We start from the raw sequence: 21,423 nt of genomic DNA on the forward strand, positions 1-21,423 counted from the left end.
CGCGACGCGGAGGCAGGCAGCGATGACCACGACCGAGGAGACCGAGGTGACGCTCGCGGTCGGCCAGCAGAAGGAACTGCCCGCCGCGCCGGACGCGTCCGGGCACCACCCCGACCGGGAGATGCACGCCATCCTGGAGATCGGGGTCAGGAGCCCGTCCGGCGCCGGGCACACCGGTGCCCCCGCCCCCGGCACCGGGCCCGCCCTCGCCGAGGTGCTGATCGTCGACACCTCCCGCTCGATGCTGCACCCGGCCGCGAAGCTGCACGCGGCCAAGGACGCCACCGTCGCCGCGGTCCGGATGCTTCCCGACGGCACCGCCTTCGCCGTGCTCTCCGGACGGTTCGAGGCCGGCGTGGTCCACCCCGGGCCCGGCCGCGAGGTGCTCGCCGTCGCCGGTCCCGGCGAACGCGAGGCCGCCGAACGGGCCGTACGGATCCTGGACGCGGACGGCGGCACCGCCCTCGGCGCCTGGCTCGACCTGGCCCGGCGCCTGCTCAAGGACCAGCCCGCCCCCGTCAAACACGTCCTGCTGCTCACCGACGGGCGCAACGAGCACGACCACCGGTCCGACCGGCCGCTGGACACCGTCCTCGACGCCTGCGCCGGCCGGTTCGTCTGCGACGCCTGGGGCATCGGCGACGACTGGGACGCCGAGCTGCTGCTGCGCATCACCCGGCGGCTGCACGGCCGCGCCCGGGCCGTGCGCGCCGAGTCCGAACTCGCCGCCGCCTACGAGGAGTTGGTGGCCGGCCTGCTCGGCACCGCGGTGCCCGAACTGCGGATCAGGCTCACCCCCACCCCCGGCACCGCGATCCGCCAGGTCACACAGGTGGTGCCGCACGAGCAGGAACTGCCGCCCGTCCCGGCCGGATCCGGCGGGCGCGGCACCGAGTACGTCACCCGCGCCTGGGGCGACGAGGTACGGCACTTCCAGGTCGTCCTGACAGCCGACCCGACCGGCCGCGAGACCGGCGAGGACCTCCAGCTGGCCGCCGTGGAGATCGTCGTACCCGACGCACGGCGGCCGGTGCGGCTGCCCGCACCGCAGCCCGTCCTGGTGCGCTGGACCGACAACCCGCTCGACGCCTCCCGGCAGCACCCCGGGGTCCGCAGGCACGAGCTGTACCAGCGGGCGAGCGCCGCCGTCGCGCAGGCCTACCGGGCCTGGCTGCGCGGCACCGACAGCCGCGACACGGCCGACCGCGCCCTGGCCCGCGCCCTCGCGCTGGCCGGGGAACTGGGCGACGCCCAACTGCTCGGCGCGCTCCGGCTGATCGAGGCCGCGCCGGGCACCGGCCGGGTCCGCTCCGGGCTCAAGGACGTCGACTGGCAGCACCTGATCCTCTCCAGCGCGCTGACCACCCCGCCGGAGCAGCAGGCGGCCGCGGCGCCGGCGGCGGTACCCGGCCCCGCCTCCGCCGGCACCGGCCCCTCAGGCCCGCCGGGAGCCCCGGGATCCGGTGCTCCGCCCCCGCCCGAACCCGCCCTCGCCGGGCTGCCCGTCCGCGCCGACGGGCTCGTCGAGTGCCCGGACTGCCGATGGCTCGGCCCGGCCGACTCCGTCTACTGCGGCGGTGACTGCGGGCGGCTGCTGCGGGGGGCGCCCGCATGACCGCCGAGACGGGCACGCCGCCCGGCGCGGGCGCGGGAACAGGCGGGGCCGGCCGAGCCGACACCGGCTCCGACACCGCGCCGCACCCGCGGGGGCGCACCGCACCGCACCGCACGCCAGGGCGCCCGCCCCGCCGCCCGGCCCGGCTGCTCGCCCGGCTCCGCGGCGCCGGACCGCGGCCACCGCGGGGCGGCAGCACGACCGCCCGTGACCTCGCCGTCCGCCGCACGCTGCTGCTGGCCCTCTCGGCCCTGCTCACGCTCTCCCTGTTCGTGTCGTACCAGGGCGTGCACGGCGACGCGAACCCCCTGCGCACCTCCAGCGCCCCGGCCGTCCTGTCCCTCGACACGGCGCTGTACGCGCTCGGCCAGGCCCAGCGGGACGCCGGGGCGCCGGCCCCGACCAGCGACTTCCAGAAGCAGATCTCGGTCGCCGCGCAGAGCCTGTCGGCCGCCGCCGCCGACGACGACACCGGCGGACCCGCGGGCCGGCAGGCCCTGCAGACCGTCGCCGGACTGATCACCGTCTACGCCGTCAAGGTCCAGCAGTCCCAGCTCCAGCCGGACGGCAGCGTGCTGCGCGAGGCCTACCTCAGCTACGCCACCGGCATCCTGACGGAGCAGGGCTCCGGGGTACAGGCCCGTCTGAAGGCCCTGCGCGGACAGCAGCGGGCCGCCGTGCGCGGGCAGACCTCGTTCGGCCCGGCGCTGTGGCTCGCCTGGGGCGCGAGCCTGCTGCTGGCCCTCGCTCTCGGCGCCGCGCTGCTGGAGACCCAGCTCTTCCTGCGGCACCGCTTCCGGCGCCGCTACAACCGCCCGCTGCTGGCCGCCGCGGTCCTGCTGCTCGCCGGGGTCGGCACCGCCGTGCTGTTCACCGTATGGACCCGGCAGGGCATGGCGGACACCCGTGCCCTGCTCGACGGGCCGCTGCCCGGGCGGCTGATCCCCGAGGCCGGGCGGCGCACCGGCGGGTACCTGGCGCACACCGGATTCCGCGCGGCGGCGGCGGTGTGGATCCTGATAGGAGGCGTCCTGCTCATGGCACTGGCCGAGACGGGCCTGCGGCGGCACATCGACGACTACCGGTTCAGGCCCCGGTGAGCGCGCGCCCCGGCGGCCCCGAGACCGCCGCCCGCTCCCACCCCGCCCGCCGCCCGGGCCGCGTCCTCACGGTGATCGCGAGCTGTCTGGCCCTGCTGGCGGCGGCCGTCGTGGTGGGCGTACGCGCCCTCGGGCAGGAGCCGACCGTCACCCTGCTGGCCAACTGGACCGGCGAGGACGCGACCCGCTTCCGCGAAGCGGTCATCGAACCGTTCGAGCGCGAGCACCACATCCGCGTCGACTACCAGGGCAGCAACGCCGAGAGCCAGGTGCTCGGCGCCGACGTCGAGGCCGGGACCCCGCCCGACGTGGTGGTGCTCACCGGGCCCGGCGAACTCGCCGAGTACGCCCGGCAGAAGCACCTCGTCGCCCTCGACGGCCTGGTCGACCAGGCCGACTTCGGCAGCTCCTGGGCCACACCGCTGGCGGACGGGCATGTGTACTGGTTCCCGCTCAAGGCCGATGTGAAGAGCATCGTCTGGTACCCGGCGGACGTCGGCGAGAAGCAGCGCCAAGCGGCGGCGCACCAGCCCGGCCAGTGGTGCGTCGGCGTGGGTTCCGGCGCCACCAGCGGCTGGCCCGGCACCGACTGGATCGAGGACATCCTGCTCCAGCGGTACGGCGCGGGCGTCTACGAGCGGTGGGCGCGCGGCGAGCTGTCCTGGCGGTCGGACCAGGTGAAGGGGGCATGGAGCACCTGGCGCGACCTGGTCGGCGCGGGCGGCGCCCCGGACCTGGTGCGGCGGGCCCTGAAAACGCCGTACCAGCGGGCCTCGGAACCGGTCGCCGCCACCCCGCGGGGCTGCACGCTGGAGCACCAGGCGTCGTTCACCCGCAACCAGCCCGTCTGGGAGCACGCCGACGGCCGCTACGAGTCCTCCGCCCAGCTGATCTTCGGGGCGCCCGCGCCGCGCGCGTGGGAGGTCTCCGGGGACCTGGTCGCCCTGCTGCACGCCACCCCGCAGGCGAAGAGACTCATCGCCCATCTCGCCTCGGCGGACGCCCAACGCGCCTGGACCGCCGAGGAGTCCGGTTTCTCCGTGCACGGCGGCATCCGGCCCGCCGACGGGGGCACCGGCTCGGCCTGGCACCGCTCGCTCGCCCTCGCCCTGCGCGACGAGCGGACGGCGCACTGCTTCGACGCCTCCGACGCGATGCCGCCCGCGGTACGGGACGCGTTCGCCGAGGCGACGATCGAGTTCCTCGCCCACCCCGCCCACCTGGACGCCCTGCTGCGCTCCCTCGACACCCTCAGCGCCACCCGGGGCCTGACCTGGCTGCCATCGGTCTGCGACCGCACCAGCTGAACCGGACACGGCACGGCCCGCCGCGACCATCGGTGAGCGCCCACGGCAGACGGGCCCGCGCCGTCGGCCTTCCTGCCGACCTCCCGGCGGAGGTGACGAGCGCGCGCGGGTGAGCCGGACCCGCTACCCGTCGCCGGTGCCGCGCTGTGCGCGCGGACGGCATCGCGCACGCCGGCGACATCAACGAGCAGAGTGAGCCGACACCTCCGCAGGCCGGTGAAGGACATCTCTGCTGTGGTGAAGCGGATGACCTCCGCCATCGCGTGCATGAGGCCCGGGTCTCGTTGCGTTCCGGCTCCTCATGCAGTGGTTGATGACGGCTGCGGTGGCTCCCTGCCGCGGCGCATCTCCCCACGGGGCCTCTGGCGGGCGTTGTCCACAGTTCGCTTGCGTTAAGTCGATCAAGCTTGTGCGGTGGATCGCTACAGCCAGTCCCGCTTCTTGAAGATCACGTACAGGCTCGTACAGACCACCGCCATCAGCACGATCGCGAACGGATACCCGAACCCCCACCCCAGCTCCGGCATGTTCTCGAAGTTCATCCCGTAGATCGTGCCCACCAGCGTGGGGGCGAAGAGGATGGCCGCCCAGGACGAGATCTTCTTGATCTCCTCGTTCTGCTCGAACCCCGCCTCCGCCAGAGCCCGCATCTCCGCGTTCTGCTGCTGGGTGACCAGGGTCGCGTTGACCGTGAGGATCTCGGTGAGGGCCTGGCGGAAGCCGTCGACGCGTTCGCTGATGTGGGTGACGTGGTCGGCGACGTCCCGCAGATAGCGCTGGAGTTCCTCGTCGGTCTCGTACTTGGCGAACCCGGCCATCAGGCCGTGCAGCATGCCGACGAGGGGGCGGGTGGCGCGCTGGAACTCGACCGTCTCCCGGGAGAGTTCGTAGATGCGGCGGGAGACCTCGGGGTCGCCGCGGAACACCTCGGTCTCGATCTCGTCGACGTCGTTCTGGACGCCGGCCACGACGGGCGCGTAGTCGTCCACCACCGCGTCCAGGATCGCGTACAGCACCGCCTCGGGGCCGAGGCCCAGCAGGTCGGGTGATTCCTCCATGCGGTGCCTGACCGCCGAGAGGTCGGGGGCCGCGCCGTGCCGGACCGTGATGACGAAGTCGGGGCCGACGAAGACGTGCAGTTCGCCGAAGTCCACCTCCTCCGGCGCGTCGAGGTAGCGGGCCGCCCGCAGGACGACGAACAGCGTGTCGCCGTAGCGCTCCAGCTTGGGCCGCTGGTGTGCCTCCATCGCGTCCTCGACCGCGAGCGGATGCAGCCCGAACTCGGCTGCCAGCGACTGGAGTTCGTCCCCGGTGGGGCGGGTGACCCCGATCCATGCCATGCCCGCGGGCTGCTCGCGCAGCGCGCGGTAGGTCTCGGCGAGCGTGGCGGGGGAGGCGACCCGTACGCCGTCGCGGTAGAGCGCGGCCCGCACGGTGCTCGCCGGCTCGGCGGCCTCGGCGGCGGACCCGGGCGGCTCGGCGGCGGAGGGCTGCGGCGGGGCGGGGGCGCGGCGCCAGACGGACCTGCGTCCGCCGTTCTTGCCGTGGGACCGATCGGACATCGGGCCGCCTCTCCGTGGAGTCCGCGTACCCCGTGAACACCCGGCCGGGGTGCGAGCAGGATATCCGCGCGCGGCCGGGCCGGGCGTGCGGCCCGGCAGGGGACCGGTGAGAGTGGCGGACCGACGGTGTCCGCGCGGGGCGCTAGCGTGCGGCCATGACCAAGAGCAGTGCGAAGCCGAGCGGCGTGCGGCCGGGCGGTCCCCGCGGGGACGCCACGGCGACCGCTCCGGTCCTGGACGTCCGTGCCCTGAACCGCGCCACCCTCGCCCGGCAGCTCCTGCTGCGCCGCTCCGCGCGGTCCGCCCGGGACGCGGTCGGTCATCTCCTCGGCCTGCACGCGCAGCGCACGAGCGACCCGTACCACGCCCTCGCCGCCCGGCTGGAGGGCTTCGTGCCGCAGCAGCTGTCCGGGCTGCTCGCCCGCCGCGAGGTGGCCCGGCTCGTCACCCTGCGTTCCACGCTCCACGCCCACACCGCCGACGACTGCCTCAGCCTGCGTCCCCTGGTCCAGCCGGCCCGCGACCGCGAGCTGGGCATCTTCCGCGAGGGGCTGGAGGGCGTCGACCTCGACCGGCTCGCGTCCGTCGCCCGGGAGCTGGTGGAGGCCGAACCGCGGACCATGGCGCAGCTCCGGCAGGCGCTGGGTGCAGAGTGGCCGGCCGCCGACCCGCGGGCCCTCGCCGTCGCCGCCCGCTGCACCCTGCCGCTCGTCCAGGTCACCCCGCGCGGTCTGTGGCAGGAGAGCGGGCAGGTCGCCCTCACCACCGCCGAGCACTGGCTGGGCCGGCCCGCCGGAGCCGCTCCCTCGCCGGACCCCCTGGTGCTGCGCTACCTCGCGGCCTTCGGCCCCGCCTCCGTGCGCGACATGCAGACCTGGGCCGGGCTCACCCGCCTGCGCCCCGCCTTCGAGAGCCTGCGCCCCTGGCTGCTGACCTTCCGTGGCCCGGACGGCGTGGAACTCTTCGACCTCCCCCAGGCCCCGCGCCCCGACCCGGCCACCCCGGCACCGCCCCGCTTCCTGCCCGAGTACGACAACCTGCTGCTCTCCTACGCCGACCGCAGCCGCGTGGTACCCCCGGCGCACCGGGGCCGCGCCCGGCGGGGCAACCAGGCCTACGCCACCGTCCTGGTCGACGGCTTCCTGGCCGGCCTGTGGCGCAAGGACCCCGACGCCCTGGTCATCGAGCCGTTCGGCGAACTGACGAAGACCCAGCGCACGGAGCTGGCGGCGGAGGGGGAGCGGATGCTGGGCGTGCTGCATCCGGGGGAGTCGTACGACATCCGGTTCGGGGACGTCGTACGGCCATGAGGCGGGCGGGCAGTGGAAAGGGGGCGTTGCGGGCCGCTCGTGGTGGCCCGCAACGCCCCCCGGCAATCACCCGGGGGATACCCGGGAAATCTTCTGGGTTACGAGTTGACCTGCGCGGTCACCAGGTCCGAGAAGGTGGTCAGCCGGGTGTAGACACCCGGGTAACCTGCCTCCGCGCACCCCTCGCCCCAAGAAGTGATCCCTGCCAGGACGCCCCCGATGAGCAGGGGACCGCCGCTGTCGCCCTGGCAGGTGTCTACGCCGCCGGAGGTGTATCCGGCGCAAACCATGTCGGACTGGACGAAGTCCGAACCGTAGGAGGAACGGCAGCTGGAGTCGGACATGACCGGGACGGTCGCGGTCCGCAGCTGGTTGGAGGAGCTGCCGTTCTCCGAGGTCGTCCCCCAGCCGAGGATCCGGGCCGTGGTGCCGGCCGCGTAGACGCTCGTCTGGGAGGAGGAGACGTACTTGGCCGCGGTGTACGGCATCGACGTCGAGAGGGTCAGCACGGCCACGTCGTCGCCGTTGGTGGCGTCCGTGTAGTCCGGGTTGATCCAGATCTTGCTGACCTTGCTCACCGTGCCGTTGGTGCCGTTCAGATAGGTCCGGCCGCCGACCACGCGCACGCTGCTGGTGGTCTCGCCGACCATGCAGTGGGCGGCCGTCACGACCTTCTTGGGCGCCACGAGCGTGCCGCCGCAGAACTGGTTCTGGGACGCGTCCGTGATCTGCATCATGAACGGGTACGCGGTCGTCGTGGTGGTCGTACCGCCGACGATGGGCTGGGGGGCGGCGTTCGCCGTGGGGGAGGCGAGCAGCGCGGTCGCCGCCGCCGCGGCGGTGGCCACCAGGGTCGCGGCGGTCTTTCTAACACGTCTGGGCCCGAACATGAGTCTCCTCAGTGGGGGTTGCACCGGTGGGGGGTCGCGCGGGTTTGTGGGTGTGCACGGGGGTCGCGGGACCGACCCCCGTGTGCCCGGGCGAGCGGCACGCCCTTTACGCTAGGACCCGGTACCCTCGGCTCCCAATGAGGGAACCCCCTAGGGGGTTGGGTGAGGGAAAACCCTCGGTCCGAGCCAGTTAACAAGAGCGGCGCTCAGGGCGCGCGGCGACCTGCCGCCAATCGGACGATGTCGACGCGCGATCGGATCCCCAGCTTGCGGTAGACCCGGGTCAGCGTCGCCTCCACCGTCTTCACGCTGATGAACAGGCGGGCCGCGATCTCCCGGTTGGTGGCGCCTTCCATGACGAGCGCGGCCACCTGACGCTCCATCGCGGCCAGCACCTCCAGGGCGTCCTGCGCGTCCGGCACGGCCGGCGCCGGTTCCGGCTCGGGGGTGGTGAGGACCTCGTCCACTTGGCGCAGCCAGGGCAGCGCCCGGCAGCGGCGGAACATCCGGACGGCCTCGTCGCCGGCCGGCGTTCCGGGGCGCCTGCCGCGCAGCCGGGCCAGGGCGAACGCGGCCCGCGCCTCCTCCAGGCCGTAGCCCAGCTTGCCGAGCCGGTCCTGAGCGGACGTCAACTGGGCGACGGCCGCCTCCAGGTCCCCCCGGGCGGCCCGCACCAGGGCCTCGGACCGGTCGAGCACGGCGAGCACGCTCTCCCGGCCGAGCCGCAGCGCGTGTTCGCGGCTCACGGCGATGACGTCCTGCGCCTCGGCGGGTTCACCGATCCGGACGAGCGCCTCGGCGAGGTCGCCGTGCCAGCGGCCCCGGGCCGGGTCGGTGATGCCGAGCCCCAGCTCAAGGCTGCGCACCCGGCGCAGCGAGCGCACGGTGCCCGCCGGGTCCCCGGCCACCAGCTGGGCGTACCCGAGCGCGCCCAGCGCCCGGGAGAGGTACATCTGGTCGCCGTCCTCCTCGGCGTGCTCCACCGCCTCCCGGGCCAGCGCGAGCGCCCGGTCCACGTCGCCGCCGGAGGCCTCCGCCAGCGAGGTGAGCATCGCCGACGCGGTCTCGCCGATGCCGGAGTCCCGGGCGAGCCGCAGGCTGTCGCGGGCCAGGTCGAGGGCGCGTCCGCAGTGCCCGGCGCGCAGTTCGGTCTCGGCCAGGCCGCGCAGGAAGTGCACCTCGCTCTCCACCGAGCCGCGCCGGCGGACCTCGCGCAGCAGCGCGGTGACGGTGGCCCGGGCCTCGGACAGCTGGTCGCCCATGACCAGCCAGCGGAACCGGGCACTGCCCGCCCCGTTGTGATGACAGGCGACCCGGGGATCCTGAGGTTCCTTCAGGGCCCGTTTGATGGTGCGGGGCGCCTCCGGATGGCCCATCAGGGTCTCGGTCTGCGCCTGGAAGGCCAGGGCGAGCAGCTCGGTGCGCCGGTCCTGGCCGCGCGCGGCCAGCTCGGCGGCGTGCGCGGCGGCCTCCCGGGCCTCGGTGAAGTCGCCCTCCACGATCAGCGCCCGCCAGCCCAGCTGGTAGTGGACCAGGGCCAGCAGCCGGGGGTCCTCCCCGGCGTCGGCGAGGGCCTGCGGGAAGACGGCGTCGACCTCGGCCATGGTGTGGCCGGCGGTGTCGATGACGATGATCCAGGCCCGCACCCGGTCGGCGGGCACGGTCGCCCGGGTCAGCACCTCCCGGGCGATGTCCCGGGCCAGATCGACCTCACCGGCGGTGATCGCGTCCTCGGCGGCGGCCAGCCGGCGCTCCTCCTGGCCCGGCACCCCGTCGGCGGGGGTGTGCCGGGCGGCGAGCAGCCCGAGCTGGGCGGCGACCGAGGGCGCACCGCGGTCCCGGGCGAGGGCGGCGGCCTCGGCGAGCCGGGCGGCGACCTCCGGGTCGGTGCCGGTGGTGGCCAGGGCCAGGTGCCGGGCCCGCTCGATCGGGTCGGAGGCGGCGGTGGACAGCGCCGCGTGCGCGGCCCGCCGTTCGTGCGCGGGCGTCTCGGCGTAGAGCGCGGCCGAGATCAGCGGGTGCGCGAACCGTACGGCCGGCGCGTCGGGCTCGGTGGCCAGCAGCCCGAGTTCGGCCGCCTGGGCGCACTCGGCCTCGGCGTTCTCCCGGCCGGCCGCGTGCAGCAGGGCCGGGGTGGGGCGGGCGCCGGCGCTGGCCACCAGCAGCGTGCGGCGGGCCTCGACCGAGAGCATGTCGAGGCGGCTGAGGACCAGGGCGCGCAGCGAGGTCGGCACCGGCAGCGGCTCGCCCGGCCGGGGCGGGGTGGGGCTCTCGGCGAGGGCGCGGCCGAGTTCCAGGGCGAACAGCGGGTTGCCGCCGCTGGTGCGGTGGATCTCGCGGACGGTGGAGCGCGACAGGCCGCCGTGGCCGCGGTGGTCCAGCAGCCTGGCGACCTGGATGCGGGAGAGCGGGCCGAGCCGGACGGCGTGGGTGCCCGGCGGGCAGGCGCGCAGCTGCCGGTCGTACTCCTGGCTCTCCTGGCCCTCCGTGCGCACCGCGCACAGCATCTGCACCGGGGTGCCCTCCAGCCGGCGGGCGGCGAAGCCGAGGAGTTCGGCGCTGGCCGGATCCAGCCACTGCAGATCGTCGGCGACGACCAGGACCGGGCCGTGCACGGCGAGCGCGCGCAGCGCGGAGAGCACGGCGAGGCGCAGGGCGAGGCCGTCGCGCTGGAGGCTGGACTCGCCGCGGCCGGTGAGGGCCGACTCCAGGGCGGTGCGCTGGGCGGCGGGCAGCCGGGGGGAGACGTCGTCGAGGACGAGGCCGAGCAGGTCGGCGAGGGCGAGGAAGGGCAGATGGGATTCGGACTCGGTCGCCGAGCAGCGCAACACCGTGTGCGCGGTGGCGCCGTATTCCTCGGCCAATGCCCGCAGGATGGTGGATTTCCCTATTCCGGCGGGGCCGTGGAGCAGCACACTGCCCCCCGAGGCGAGGTGCTCACGGGCGTCGGCGAACAACTCCTCGCGGCCGATGACGAGCTCGGGACGGCACCTGGCAGGCTCCTGGAAGTCCCGTCGCACGGTCACCGCTCCCCTCGTGTGTCGTGTCCGGGCCAAATTCTAGGCAACGATCCTTGAAATTCGGACGGAAGCTGTGGTGAGGGAAATAACAAACCGTCAAGCAGAGGGAAATTCAAAGTGTCATCGCGTGAATGGGAAGGTTTCCTCACCGCCTTCGGGCTACGGCAGCAGCCCCGCCCTGCGGGCCGCGGTCACCGCCTCCCCTCGTGTGTGCGCGCCCAGCTTCCGCATCGCCGAGCGCAGGTAGCCCTTCACCGTCTCCGGTCGCAGGCCCAGCCGTTCGGCCACCGCCGCATTGGTGGCCCCTGCCGCCACCCAGGACAGCACGTCGAGCTCGCGTGGCGCCAGGGTCACGCCCCCGGCTCGTGGCGGTGCGGTCAGCAGACCGCACGCGGCCAGCAGCTCGGCCCGCAGAGCCGGGTCGGCGATCCGGGGGGCCAGCGCCCGCAGCGCCGCGTGCGCCTCGCGCACCTGCTCCCAGGCGGCCCCCTGAACGGTGCCGGCCGGCTGGGCCGCCGCCAGCAGCCCCCGCACCTCCTCCCGTACCGCCAGCGCCTGCTCCACGTCCCGCGCCACCGCCACCGCCGCGCCCAGCGTGCGGTCGCCCAGCGGCTGGGCCGAGCGCAGCGCGCCGTACAGCACCCCGCGCACCCGCCGCCGGACCACGACCGGCACCGCGAGCACCGAGCGGATCCCCTCGGCGGCCACCGGCACGTCGTACTCGTGGCTGATCTGCCGGGAGCTGGAGTAGTCCGTGACCGCGCACGGCCGCGCCAGCGCCACCGCCTTGCCGCCGAGCCCGCTGCCGGAGATCACCGCGAGCGAGCGCAGCGCGGCCGTGGTGGTGCCGCTCAGCTCGCTGATGCGGACCCGCGTCCTGCCGGACTCCACCGGACCGCCGAAGGCGACGGGCAGCCCCGTGGCCCTCCGCAGCCGGGCCAGCGCGGCGCCGAACTCCACCGCGCCCACCGCGTCTGCCGTCACCTGTTCGCCCCTTCGGTCGTCCACACCCCCGTTCGGGGGTAGTGAGACCTGCATCACGGATTAGACGATGCCAGAGAGCCGCCCGGCAATGGTCCGGAATATGGGAGGACGCAGATGACGACGGCGACGGATGCCTTCAGGAGTGCACGGGACTTCCTGCTGGAGCACCGCGAGGACTATGCCACCGCCTGCGAGGGCTTCAGCTGGCCGCGGCCCGAGCACTTCAACTGGGCGCTGGACTGGTTCGACGTGATCGCCGCCGGCAACGACCGCACGGCGCTGCACATCGTCGAGGAGGACGGCGGCGAGACCCGGCTGTCCTTCGCCGAGCTGGCCGAGCGCTCGAACCGGGTCGCGAACCACCTGCGCGCGCGGGGCGTCGCCGCCGAGGACCGCATCCTGGTCATGCTCGGCAACCAGGCCGAGCTGTGGGAGACCGCGCTGGCCGCGATGAAGCTGCGGGCGGTCGTCATCCCGGCCACCCCGCTGCTCGGCCCGGCCGATCTGTGCGACCGGGTGGCGCGCGGCCGGGTGAAGCACGTGGTCGTCCGGGCGGCGGACACCGCGAAGTTCGCCGAGGTGCCCGGCACCTTCACCCGGATCTCGGCCGGCGGCCTGCCGGAGGAGGGCTGGGAGCCGTACGAGGACGCGTACACGGCCCCCGCCGAGTTCGTCCCCGACGGCCCGACCCTGGCCGACGACCCGCTGATGCTCTACTTCACCTCGGGCACCACCGCCCAGCCCAAGCTGGTCGAGCACACCCACACCTCGTACCCCATCGGGCACCTGGCGACGATGTACTGGATCGGTCTCAAGCCCGGTGACGTGCATCTGAACATCTCCTCGCCCGGCTGGGCCAAGCACGCCTGGTCCAACCTGTTCGCGCCGTGGAACGCGGAGGCGACCGTCTTCCTCTACAACTACACCCGCTTCGACGCGTCCCGGCTGATGGCCGAGATGGACCGGGCCGGCGTCACCACGTTCTGCGCCCCGCCGACCGTGTGGCGCATGCTCATCCAGGCCGACCTGGGCCGGCTCGCCACCCCGCCGCGCGAGGCCGTGGCGGCGGGCGAGCCGCTCAACCCCGAGGTCATCGAGCAGGTCCGGCGGGCCTGGGGGGTGACCGTCCGGGACGGCTTCGGGCAGACCGAGACCGCCGTACAGGTCTCCAACAGCCCGGGCCAGCCGCTGAAGACCGGCTCCATGGGCCGCCCCAGCCCCGGCTTCCGGGTGGAGCTCCTCGACCCGGTCTCCGGTGCGCCCGGTGTCACCGAGGGCGAGATCGCGCTCGACCTCTCCGAGCGCCCGGTCGGCCTGATGACCGGCTACCACGGCGACCCGGACCGCACGGCGGAGGCGATGGCGGGCGGCTACTACCGCACCGGCGACATCGCGACCAGGGACGAGGAGGGATACCTCACCTACATCGGGCGCAGCGACGACGTGTTCAAGGCGTCGGACTACAAGGTGAGCCCGTTCGAGCTGGAGAGCGCGCTGCTGGAGCACGAGGCGGTGGCCGAGGCGGCCGTCGTGCCCGCACCGGACGAACTGCGGCTCGCCGTGCCCAAGGCGTACGTCGTCCTCGCCGAGGGCTGGGAGCCGGGACCCGACACCGCCAAGGCCGTCTTCGAGCACTCCCGCGAGGTGCTCGCCCCCTACAAGCGCATCCGCCGCCTGGAGTTCGGCACCCTGCCCAAGACCGTGTCCGGCAAGATCCGCCGGATCGAGCTGCGCGAGGCCACGGCCGCGGGCTCGGCGGACGAGTACCGCGAGGAGGACTTCCGGTGACCGCGCAGCCTTCGTACACGCACGGCACGAGTCCGGTCGGCCTGCTCGGCGACACCATCGGCGCCAACCTGGACCGGGCCGTGGCCGCGTGGCCGGACCGCGAGGCCCTGGTCGACGCCGGGTCGGGGCGCCGCTGGACGTACGCGCGGTTCGGCGCGGACGTCGAGGAGCTGGCGCGGGCGCTGGCCGCCGGCGGGATAGGCAAGGGCGACCGGGTGGGCATCTGGGCGGTCAACTGCCCGGAGTGGGTCCTGGTCCAGTACGCCACCGCCCGGATCGGCGCGATCATGGTGAACATCAACCCGGCGTACCGCACCCACGAGGTCGAGTACGTCCTCCGGCAGGCCGGTGTCAGCCTCCTCGTCGCCTCGCTGAGCCACAAGACGAGCGACTACCGGGCGATGGCCGAAGAGGTGCGGGTCAGGCTGCCCGCGTTGCGCGAGATCGTGTACATCGGCGACCCGAGCTGGGACGCGCTGCTGGCCCGGGCCACCCCGGACGTGACGTACGCGGAACTGTCCTGCGACGACCCCATCAACATCCAGTACACCTCGGGCACCACCGGCTTCCCCAAGGGCGCCACCCTCTCCCACCACAACATCCTCAACAACGGGTACTTCGTGGGGGAGTCGATCGCGTACACCGAGCAGGACCGGGTCTGCGTCCCGGTCCCCTTCTACCACTGCTTCGGCATGGTCCTCGGGAACCTGGCGGCCACCTCGCACGGCGCATGCCTGGTCATCCCGGCCGCGTCCTTCGATCCGAAGGCCACGCTGGAGGCGGTGCAGCAGGAGCGGTGCACGTCCCTGTACGGGGTGCCGACGATGTTCATCGCGGAGCTGAACCTCCCGGACTTCGCCTCCTACGACCTGTCCAGCCTGCGCACCGGCATCATGGCGGGCTCCCCCTGCCCGGTGGAGGTGATGAAGCGGGTGGTCGCCGAGATGCACATGGAGCAGGTCTCCATCTGCTACGGCATGACGGAGACGTCACCGGTGTCGTTGCAGACCCGGATCGAGGACGACCTGGAGCACCGCACCGGCACCGTCGGCCGCGTCCTGCCGCATGTGGAGGTCAAGGTCGTCGACCCGGCCACCGGGCTGACGTGCCCGCGCGGTACGGCGGGCGAGCTGTGCACCCGCGGCTACAGCGTGATGCTCGGCTACTGGGACGAGCCGGAGAAGACCGCCGAGGCGATCGACGCGGGCCGCTGGATGCACACCGGGGACCTCGCGGTGATGCGCGAGGACGGGTACGTCGAGATCGTCGGCCGGATCAAGGACATGATCATCCGGGGCGGCGAGAACATCTACCCGCGCGAGGTCGAGGAGTTCCTCCACGCCCACCCGAAGATCCGGGACGTCCAGGTCGTCGGGGTGCCCCACGAGCGGTACGGCGAGGAGGTCCTCGCCTGTGTCATCCCGCGCGACCCCGGCGACCCGCTCACCCTGGAGGAGCTGCGGGACTTCTGCGCGGGCCGGCTCGCGCACTACAAGGTCCCGAGCCTGCTGCGGATCCTCGACTCCTTCCCGATGACCGTGTCGGGCAAGGTGCGCAAGGTCGAACTGCGGGAGAAGTACGGGGTGTGAGACACCCGGAACCCGGCGTCCGGTGAGCGTTCCCCGGCCGGGCCGGCCGGGAGGTCAGGTCCGGCCGTCTCGTGCCCTGGTGCCCGGGCATGGTGCCCCCGCGGTGCGCAGGGTGCCGGCCGGCTCGTTCACCGGCTGCGGGACGCCCGCGAGGTCGAGCACGAACAGCGGTAACCCGAGGGCGTCCGCGCCGGTCCGGGCGGCGTCGGTGTAGCCGGCGAGGGAGAAGTACACGCACCGCGCGGACTCGGTCATCGCCGTCAGCCACAGGCACTCCACGTCCCTCGGCGCGGCCGGCCGCACGGTCGGGTCCACCTGGGCGAGCAGTCCGCGGGCGGCGAGCCCGATGCCGTTCGGGGGCCGCTGGTCGGCGCGGCGGATGTCCCGGTAGCCGAGCCAGCGCAGATAGAGGGCGGCCGTGGTGACGGCGTCGCGGGCGGTCCGGATGGCGCGGGGCTGGAACGGGGGCCGCTGCCCGGTGCCGGCGCCCGGTGCGCCGCCGGGGTCCCTGGGGTCGCCGGCAGGCGCGGGGCAGGGATCCCCCGGCGCGGCCGGCGCCGCCCCCCGCGCCGGCGGGCCGGCGGCCGGCGGACCGGCCACCGCGAGCCGCAGCACCGAGCCGCACGGGCAGCCCAGCTCCGGATGCGGCCAGTGGCCCAGGCGCCCGCAGGCGGCGCACGGCACGGCGAGCCACTCGTCGTCCCAGGAGCGGTGCGCCGCCACGGCCGGCGCGGTCGCCGGATCCAGCCGCGGGGCGGTGGGCGCTCCGCAGGCGCACGGATACTCCGGCGCGGTGTAGACGTGTACGCGCCGGCAGACCGGACAGCGCACCGGAACGCTCTCGGGCATGGCCCACTCCAAGGCGTCGCGTCGGGACGGCGCTCCCATGGTGCTCCTCCCCACCCGCTCCTGTCCGGCGCTTTCCGGTGTCCGGACCGCTCTTGACGGCCTTCCCCGGCCCCCTTACATTGCTTCCAGATAGTAGAAGTTACTTTCCGCAATGCGGAATAAGAATCTGGAGACTGTGCTCACCGCGGGGCGCGACGGGGGGTACGCATCCGACAGCCGAAGCAGGAGTACTCGATGGCTCGTATGACCGCTGCCCGCGCGGCAGTTGAGATCCTCAAGCGCGAGGGCGTCACCGACGCCTTCGGTGTGCCGGGCGCGGCGATCAACCCCTTCTACAAGGCCCTCAAGGAGGGCGGCGGCATCAGCCACACCCTCGCCCGCCATGTCGAGGGCGCCTCGCACATGGCCGAGGGCTACACCCGGACCCGCCCGGGGAACATCGGCGTCTGCATCGGCACCTCGGGCCCGGCCGGCACCGACATGATCACCGGCCTGTACTCCGCCATCGGCGACTCCATCCCGATCCTGTGCATCACGGGCCAGGCGCCCACGCACGTGATCCACAAGGAGGACTTCCAGGCCGTCGACATCGCCTCGATCGCCAAGCCGGTCACCAAGATGGCGGTCACCGTCCTGGAGGCGGCGCAGGTCCCCGGCGTCTTCCAGCAGGCCTTCCACCTGATGCGCTCGGGCCGTCCGGGCCCGGTCCTGATCGACCTGCCGATCGACGTCCAGCTCACCGAGATCGAGTTCGACCCGGAGACGTACGAGCCGCTGCCGGTCTACAAGCCGGCCGCGAGCCGCGCCCAGATCGAGAAGGCGATCTCCTTCCTGCTGGCCTCCGAGCGCCCGGTCATCGTCGCGGGCGGCGGCGTCATCGGCGCCGACGCCACCGAGCTGCTGGTCGAGTTCGCCGAGCTGACCGGGACCCCGGTCATCCCGACCCTGATGGGCTGGGGCACGCTGCCCGACGACCACGAGCTGAACGCCGGCATGGTCGGCGTCCAGACCTCGCACCGCTACGGCAACGCCAACTTCCTGGAGTCGGACTTCGTCCTCGGCATCGGCAACCGCTGGGCCAACCGGCACACCGGCTACAAGCTCGACGTCTACCGCGGGGAGCGCAAGTTCGTCCACGTCGACATCGAGCCCACCCAGCTCGGCAAGATCTTCCCGCCGGACTACGGTGTCGTCTCCGACGCCAAGGCCGCGCTGGAGCTGTTCGTCGAGGTCGCCAAGGAGCTGAAGGCCGAGGGCAAGCTGCCCGACCGCTCCGCGTGGGTCGCCTCCACCCAGGAGCGCAAGGCCACCCTGCTGCGCCGCACCCACTTCGACAACGTGCCGATGAAGCCGCAGCGGGTGTACGAGGAGATGAACAAGGCCTTCGGCCCGGACACCCGGTACGTCACCACGATCGGCCTCTCCCAGATCGCCGGCGCCCAGATGCTGCACGTCTACAAGCCGCGGCACTGGATCAACTGCGGCCAGGCAGGGCCGCTCGGCTGGACCATCCCGGCCGCGATCGGCGTCGCCAAGGCCGACCCGGACTCCCCGGTCGTCGCGCTCTCCGGCGACTACGACTTCCAGTTCCTGATCGAGGAGCTGGCGGTCGCCGCCCAGCACCGGATCCCCTACGTCCACGTCCTGGTGAACAACGCCTACCTGGGCCTGATCCGGCAGGCGCAGATCGGCCTTGACATCAACTTCCAGGTCAACCTGGAGTTCGAGAACATCAACGCCCCGGAGCTGGGCGTCTACGGCGTCGACCATGTCAAGGTCGCCGAGGGCCTGGGCTGCAAGGCCATCCGGGTCACCGAGCCGGACCAGCTGGGCGCCGCCTTCGAGCAGGCCAAGAAGCTGGCCGCCGAGTACCGGGTGCCGGTCGTGGTCGAGGCGATCCTGGAGCGGATCACCAACATCTCGATGAGCCGCACCATGGACATCAGCGACATCAGCGAGTTCGAGGACCTGGCCACCGAGCCCGGCCACGCGCCGACGTCGATCAAGACGCTCAAGGTCTGAGACACCTGACGCACGAGGGGCGGCCCGCCCGGGGGGAGGGGCCGCCCCTTCGTCGTGTCCGCGGGCCGTCGTCCACGGGCGCCCCGGCCCCTCGGCGTCCGCGCGCCGGCCTCAGCCGAAACCGCCGCCGCCGATTCCGCCGCCGTGGTCGTGCCCGCCGTGCCCGCCGAAGCCCCCGCCGTGGTCGCCGAAGCCACCTCCGAAGCCGCCCCCGTGGTCGTGCCCGCCGTGCCCTCCGAAGCCCCCGCCGTGGTCGCCGAAGCCACCTCCGAAGCCGCCCCCGTGGTCGTGCCCGCCGTGGCCGCCGTGGCCGCCATGCCCGCCGTGCCCGTGCGCGCCGTGACCGCTGTGAGGGCCGGGATCGGGCCCGACGGGCGTGCCGCCGGTCAGGCCGTCGGCGTGCCGCCCGGGCGGGCCCTCGGGGCCGGCGGCGCCCCACGGGTCGTTTCCCCGGGCGGACGGGAAGCGGTCCTCGTCCGCCGGCGCGTCCGGCCCGGTGAGCCCGGCCTCGCGGGCGAAACGGGGCACGAGGAGGGCCAGTGCCCGTCGGCCGTAGAGCGCGACGGCGAGCAGCACCTCCTCCTCCGGCAGCCCGTCGGGGCCCTGGGGGAGCGGACGGCGCCCGCGCAGTGCCGCCAGCCCCCGGCGGCCGGCGGGGGTGCCCCCTGACCGAGCGGGTCCGAGGACTCGCGACAGCGCACGGCGGGGCGCCGGCGCACGCAGCAGCCCCTCGGCCTCCAGCTCGGCGCGCATCCGCGCCAAGACCCGTCGCACCACCGCGCCGCCGGCCAGTTCCCCCGGTCCCGCGGGCCGGTCGAGGCCGGCGTGGACCGCCTTCTCCAGCAGGTGCCGGAACTCGGCCCCGCCCGTCCCGGCCCTGCGCAGCGTGCCCGGCCGGCCGGTCTCGACCGCGCCCCGCAGATGCAGCCCGAGTACGGCGACGGCGACCGCGGCGTGGTCGCCCCCGCGCAGCAGCGCGATCGCGCACGGATCCCGCGGCAGCCACGGCATCCGGTTCGTCGTACGGCTCATGAGGCACCCCCGCACGGGGCCCGCCGCCCCCGTGCCGGCGGATCCCCGTGTGCCGTCACCATGCCCGCCGCCGGCGGTGGCCGAAGCCTCCGCGGGGTTCTTCAGAGGTAGATCTGAGGGTTGCGCGGCCGGACTACGACCGCTGCCGTACCCGCCGTCGTCACAGCTCGTGCTCCGAGAGGCCGGGCCAGTCGTCCGGGCCGCCGCCCTGCCACTCGATCAGGTCGTCCTGCTCCACTTCGATCCGGTCCAGGTCGGCCATCCGGAGGATCTCCACGACGTCGTCCAGATGCGAGGCGATCCCCAGCGTCACGTCCCCCTCGGTGACCCGCCGGGAGCCGTCCAGCGCGGGGGAGTGGACCACGATGTGCGGGTAGTGCGTCGGATCGCCCATGGGATCAGCCTCCTGGGACCAGCGTCCTGCGGATACGGGCGCCGCGCACGCCGGCGCCGGAACAGCACGGAGCGCCCCCTGGTGCAGGGGGCGCTCCGGTGACACGTGGTAGCCGTCCGACGGCGCGAGGCTGGGCGCGACAGGTCGTTCGCGCCGCCGGACGGGGCGGGTGGCCCCCGTTGCCGGGGGCTGGGTGGGACCGCGGCGGATGCGATGGAGCCTGAGCCCCTTCCCTCTGGTCGAGAAGGGGACCCCGGTCCTTCACCACCGCACTGGCTCGCATACCGCCGCGGTCCGCGCCCTGCCCGCGCTCCTCGCCGTGCGGCCACCCCTCATCCGGGCCGTCCAGCGGTTCGCGCGGGCCGCGTGCGGAGATCGTGACCTCCCGTCAGATCCCGTACGCTGCTTGTGTCGTCCTGGGGATCAGTCCTCGCGCAGGGCGCGGACCGCCTCCTCCACGCGCTTGCCGTACTCGGGGTCGGCGGCGTGGAAGTGGGCCAGGTTCTTCTCGATCACGTCGTCGCGGGAGACCTGCGAGAGGCCGCCGGCGATGTTCGCGACCAGGCGGGACTTCTCCTCCGCGGACATCAGCCGGTACAGCTCGCCGGCCTGGAAGAAGTGGTCGTCCTTGGTGTGCAGCGGGGCCTCGTGGTTGCCGGTGTGGCCGGCCACCGCCAGCGGCGCCGACAGCGGGCGGCCGGTCTCGGCCGGGCCGTCGTAGGAGTTCGGCTCGTAGTTCTTGGCGTTGCGCCCCTGCGGGTTGCTCGCCATGAGGCCGTCGCGGCCGTAGTTCTGGGCGCCGCCCGGGACCGCCTTCGGCGCGTTCACGGCGAGCAGCGTGTGGTTGACGCCGAGGCGGTAGCGGTGGGCGTCGGCGTAGGCGAACAGCCGGCCCTGGAGCATCTTGTCCGGGGACGGGCCGATGCCGGGCACGAAGTTGTTCGGGGAGAACGCGGCCTGCTCGACCTCGGCGAACACGTTGTCCGGGTTGCGGTCGAGGACCAGGCGGCCCACGCGCTGCAGCGGGTAGTCCTTGTGCGGCCACACCTTGGTCAGGTCGAACGGGTTGAAGCGGTAGTCCGCCGCCTCGGCCGCGGGCATGATCTGGACGTGCAGGGTCCAGGACGGGTGCACACCCCGCTCGATGGCCTGGAGCAGGTCCGTCTGGTGCGAGTTGGGGTCCTTGCCCGCCAGCTCGGCGCCCTGCTCGGCGGAGAGGCAGCGCACGCCCTGGTTCGTCTTGAAGTGGTACTTGACGAAGAACGCCTCGCCCTGCGCGTTCGTCCACTGGTAGGTGTGCGAGCCGTAGCCGTTCATGTGCCGGTACGAGGCCGGGATGCCGCGGTCGCCCATCAGCCAGGTCACCTGGTGCGTGGCCTCGGGGGCGTGCGCCCAGAAGTCCCAGACGTTGTCCGGCTCCTGCTTGCCGGTGAACGGGTCCCGCTTCTGCGAGTGGATGAAGTCGGGGAACTTGATCGGGTCCTTGATGAAGAACACCGGGGTGTTGTTGCCGACGAGGTCGTAGTTGCCCTCCTCGGTGTAGAACTTCACCGCGAAGCCGCGCGGGTCGCGCACCGCGTCGGCGCCGCCGAGCGAGTCGGCGACCGTGGAGAAGCGCAGGAAGACCTCGGTGCGCTTGCCGATCTCGCTGAGGAAGTCGGCGTGCGTGAAGCCGGTGACGTCGTCGGTCACCTCGAAGTGGCCGTACGCGCCGGAACCACGGGCGTGCACCACGCGCTCCGGGATCCGCTCGCGGTTGAAGCGCGCGAGCTTCTCCAGGAGCTGCTGGTCCTGGATCAGGAGCGGGCCGCCGACGCCGGCGGAGGCGGAGTTCTGGTTGTCGGCGACCGGGGCGCCGGACTCGGTGGTGAGCACGCGCTTCGACATCGTGGACCTTCCGTGCGGGAGTCAGCGGAAACCTGTTTCCGCTTCGTGGAGCCTAGAAGTGGGCGAACTGAGCG

General features: G+C 73.6%; 15 protein-coding genes. 7 read left to right on the plus strand and 8 right to left on the minus strand.

Features of this window, described 5'->3' with window-relative positions; genetic code table 11:
* Positions 1-22 precede the first annotated feature (22 nt).
* The 3 genes from ACF073_RS06590 to ACF073_RS06600 are packed head-to-tail and all read left to right on the plus strand — an operon-like array spanning position 23 to position 4,022.
* On the plus strand, positions 23-1,615 hold the full coding sequence (locus ACF073_RS06590; protein WP_392067244.1) for a VWA domain-containing protein: 1,593 nt from the start codon (positions 23-25) through the stop codon (positions 1,613-1,615).
* Positions 1,612-2,715 (plus strand): hypothetical protein, encoded by a 1,104-nt coding sequence (locus ACF073_RS06595; protein ID WP_392067245.1) that lies wholly within the window; start codon positions 1,612-1,614, stop codon positions 2,713-2,715. Before ACF073_RS06590 ends, ACF073_RS06595 begins: the two co-directional genes overlap by 4 nt.
* Entirely contained in the window at positions 2,712-4,022 is a 1,311-nt protein-coding gene (locus tag ACF073_RS06600; RefSeq protein WP_392067246.1) for an ABC transporter substrate-binding protein, read from the plus strand. The genes ACF073_RS06595 and ACF073_RS06600 overlap by 4 nt, the downstream gene beginning before the upstream one ends.
* A gap of 422 nt (positions 4,023-4,444) precedes the next feature.
* Here ACF073_RS06600 and ACF073_RS06605 read toward each other — a convergent pair whose 3' ends face one another.
* Positions 4,445-5,584, minus strand: coding sequence for a magnesium and cobalt transport protein CorA (locus ACF073_RS06605; RefSeq protein WP_392067247.1), 1,140 nt, complete (start codon positions 5,582-5,584; stop codon positions 4,445-4,447).
* 155 nt (positions 5,585-5,739) lie between these two features.
* On the opposite strand from ACF073_RS06605, the gene ACF073_RS06610 reads away from it, so the two are divergent.
* Positions 5,740-6,894 (plus strand): winged helix DNA-binding domain-containing protein, encoded by a 1,155-nt coding sequence (locus tag ACF073_RS06610; protein WP_392067248.1) that lies wholly within the window; start codon positions 5,740-5,742, stop codon positions 6,892-6,894.
* Between the two features lie 98 nt (positions 6,895-6,992).
* Here ACF073_RS06610 and ACF073_RS06615 read toward each other — a convergent pair whose 3' ends face one another.
* The 3 genes from ACF073_RS06615 to ACF073_RS06625 form a co-directional block, all read right to left on the minus strand.
* The gene (locus ACF073_RS06615) at positions 6,993-7,784 is read right to left on the minus strand and encodes a S1 family peptidase (RefSeq protein ID WP_392067249.1); all 792 of its coding nucleotides are present in this window, start codon (positions 7,782-7,784) and stop codon (positions 6,993-6,995) included.
* A gap of 206 nt (positions 7,785-7,990) precedes the next feature.
* On the minus strand, positions 7,991-10,810 hold the full coding sequence (locus ACF073_RS06620; protein WP_392067250.1) for an ATP-binding protein: 2,820 nt from the start codon (positions 10,808-10,810) through the stop codon (positions 7,991-7,993).
* Between the two features lie 153 nt (positions 10,811-10,963).
* On the minus strand, positions 10,964-11,788 hold the full coding sequence (locus tag ACF073_RS06625) for a response regulator transcription factor (protein WP_392067251.1): 825 nt from the start codon (positions 11,786-11,788) through the stop codon (positions 10,964-10,966).
* Between the two features lie 114 nt (positions 11,789-11,902).
* On the opposite strand from ACF073_RS06625, the gene ACF073_RS06630 reads away from it, so the two are divergent.
* Together ACF073_RS06630 and ACF073_RS06635 are read left to right on the plus strand one after the other, a co-directional pair.
* Positions 11,903-13,576 (plus strand): AMP-binding protein, encoded by a 1,674-nt coding sequence (locus ACF073_RS06630; RefSeq protein ID WP_392067252.1) that lies wholly within the window; start codon positions 11,903-11,905, stop codon positions 13,574-13,576.
* Entirely contained in the window at positions 13,573-15,165 is a 1,593-nt protein-coding gene (locus tag ACF073_RS06635; protein ID WP_392067253.1) for an AMP-binding protein, read from the plus strand. The genes ACF073_RS06630 and ACF073_RS06635 overlap by 4 nt, the downstream gene beginning before the upstream one ends.
* Before the next feature lie 54 nt (positions 15,166-15,219).
* On the opposite strand, the gene ACF073_RS06640 is transcribed toward ACF073_RS06635, so the two are convergent.
* A complete protein-coding gene (locus tag ACF073_RS06640) occupies positions 15,220-16,014 on the minus strand; it encodes a hypothetical protein (RefSeq protein WP_392067254.1) in 795 nt (264 codons plus the stop codon).
* A gap of 243 nt (positions 16,015-16,257) precedes the next feature.
* Here ACF073_RS06640 and gcl point away from each other — a divergent pair, with 243 nt between their 5' ends.
* Entirely contained in the window at positions 16,258-18,036 is a 1,779-nt protein-coding gene (gcl, locus tag ACF073_RS06645; RefSeq protein WP_392067710.1) for a glyoxylate carboligase, read from the plus strand.
* A 111-nt stretch (positions 18,037-18,147) separates the two neighbouring features.
* Here the strand turns inward: gcl and ACF073_RS06650 are convergent, their stop codons facing one another.
* The 3 genes from ACF073_RS06650 to ACF073_RS06660 all read right to left on the minus strand — a co-directional run bounded on the left by ACF073_RS06650 (position 18,148) and on the right by ACF073_RS06660 (position 21,349).
* Entirely contained in the window at positions 18,148-19,068 is a 921-nt protein-coding gene (locus ACF073_RS06650; protein WP_392067255.1) for a TIGR04222 domain-containing membrane protein, read from the minus strand.
* A gap of 160 nt (positions 19,069-19,228) precedes the next feature.
* Entirely contained in the window at positions 19,229-19,462 is a 234-nt protein-coding gene (locus tag ACF073_RS06655) for a hypothetical protein (protein ID WP_392067256.1), read from the minus strand.
* A 423-nt stretch (positions 19,463-19,885) separates the two neighbouring features.
* The gene (locus ACF073_RS06660) at positions 19,886-21,349 is read right to left on the minus strand and encodes a catalase (protein ID WP_392067257.1); all 1,464 of its coding nucleotides are present in this window, start codon (positions 21,347-21,349) and stop codon (positions 19,886-19,888) included.
* Positions 21,350-21,423: the final 74 nt, after the last annotated feature.

Source organism: Streptomyces sp. NPDC015171, from assembly GCF_043079545.1.
In the GTDB taxonomy this organism is placed as follows: Bacteria; Actinomycetota; Actinomycetes; order Streptomycetales; family Streptomycetaceae; genus Streptomyces.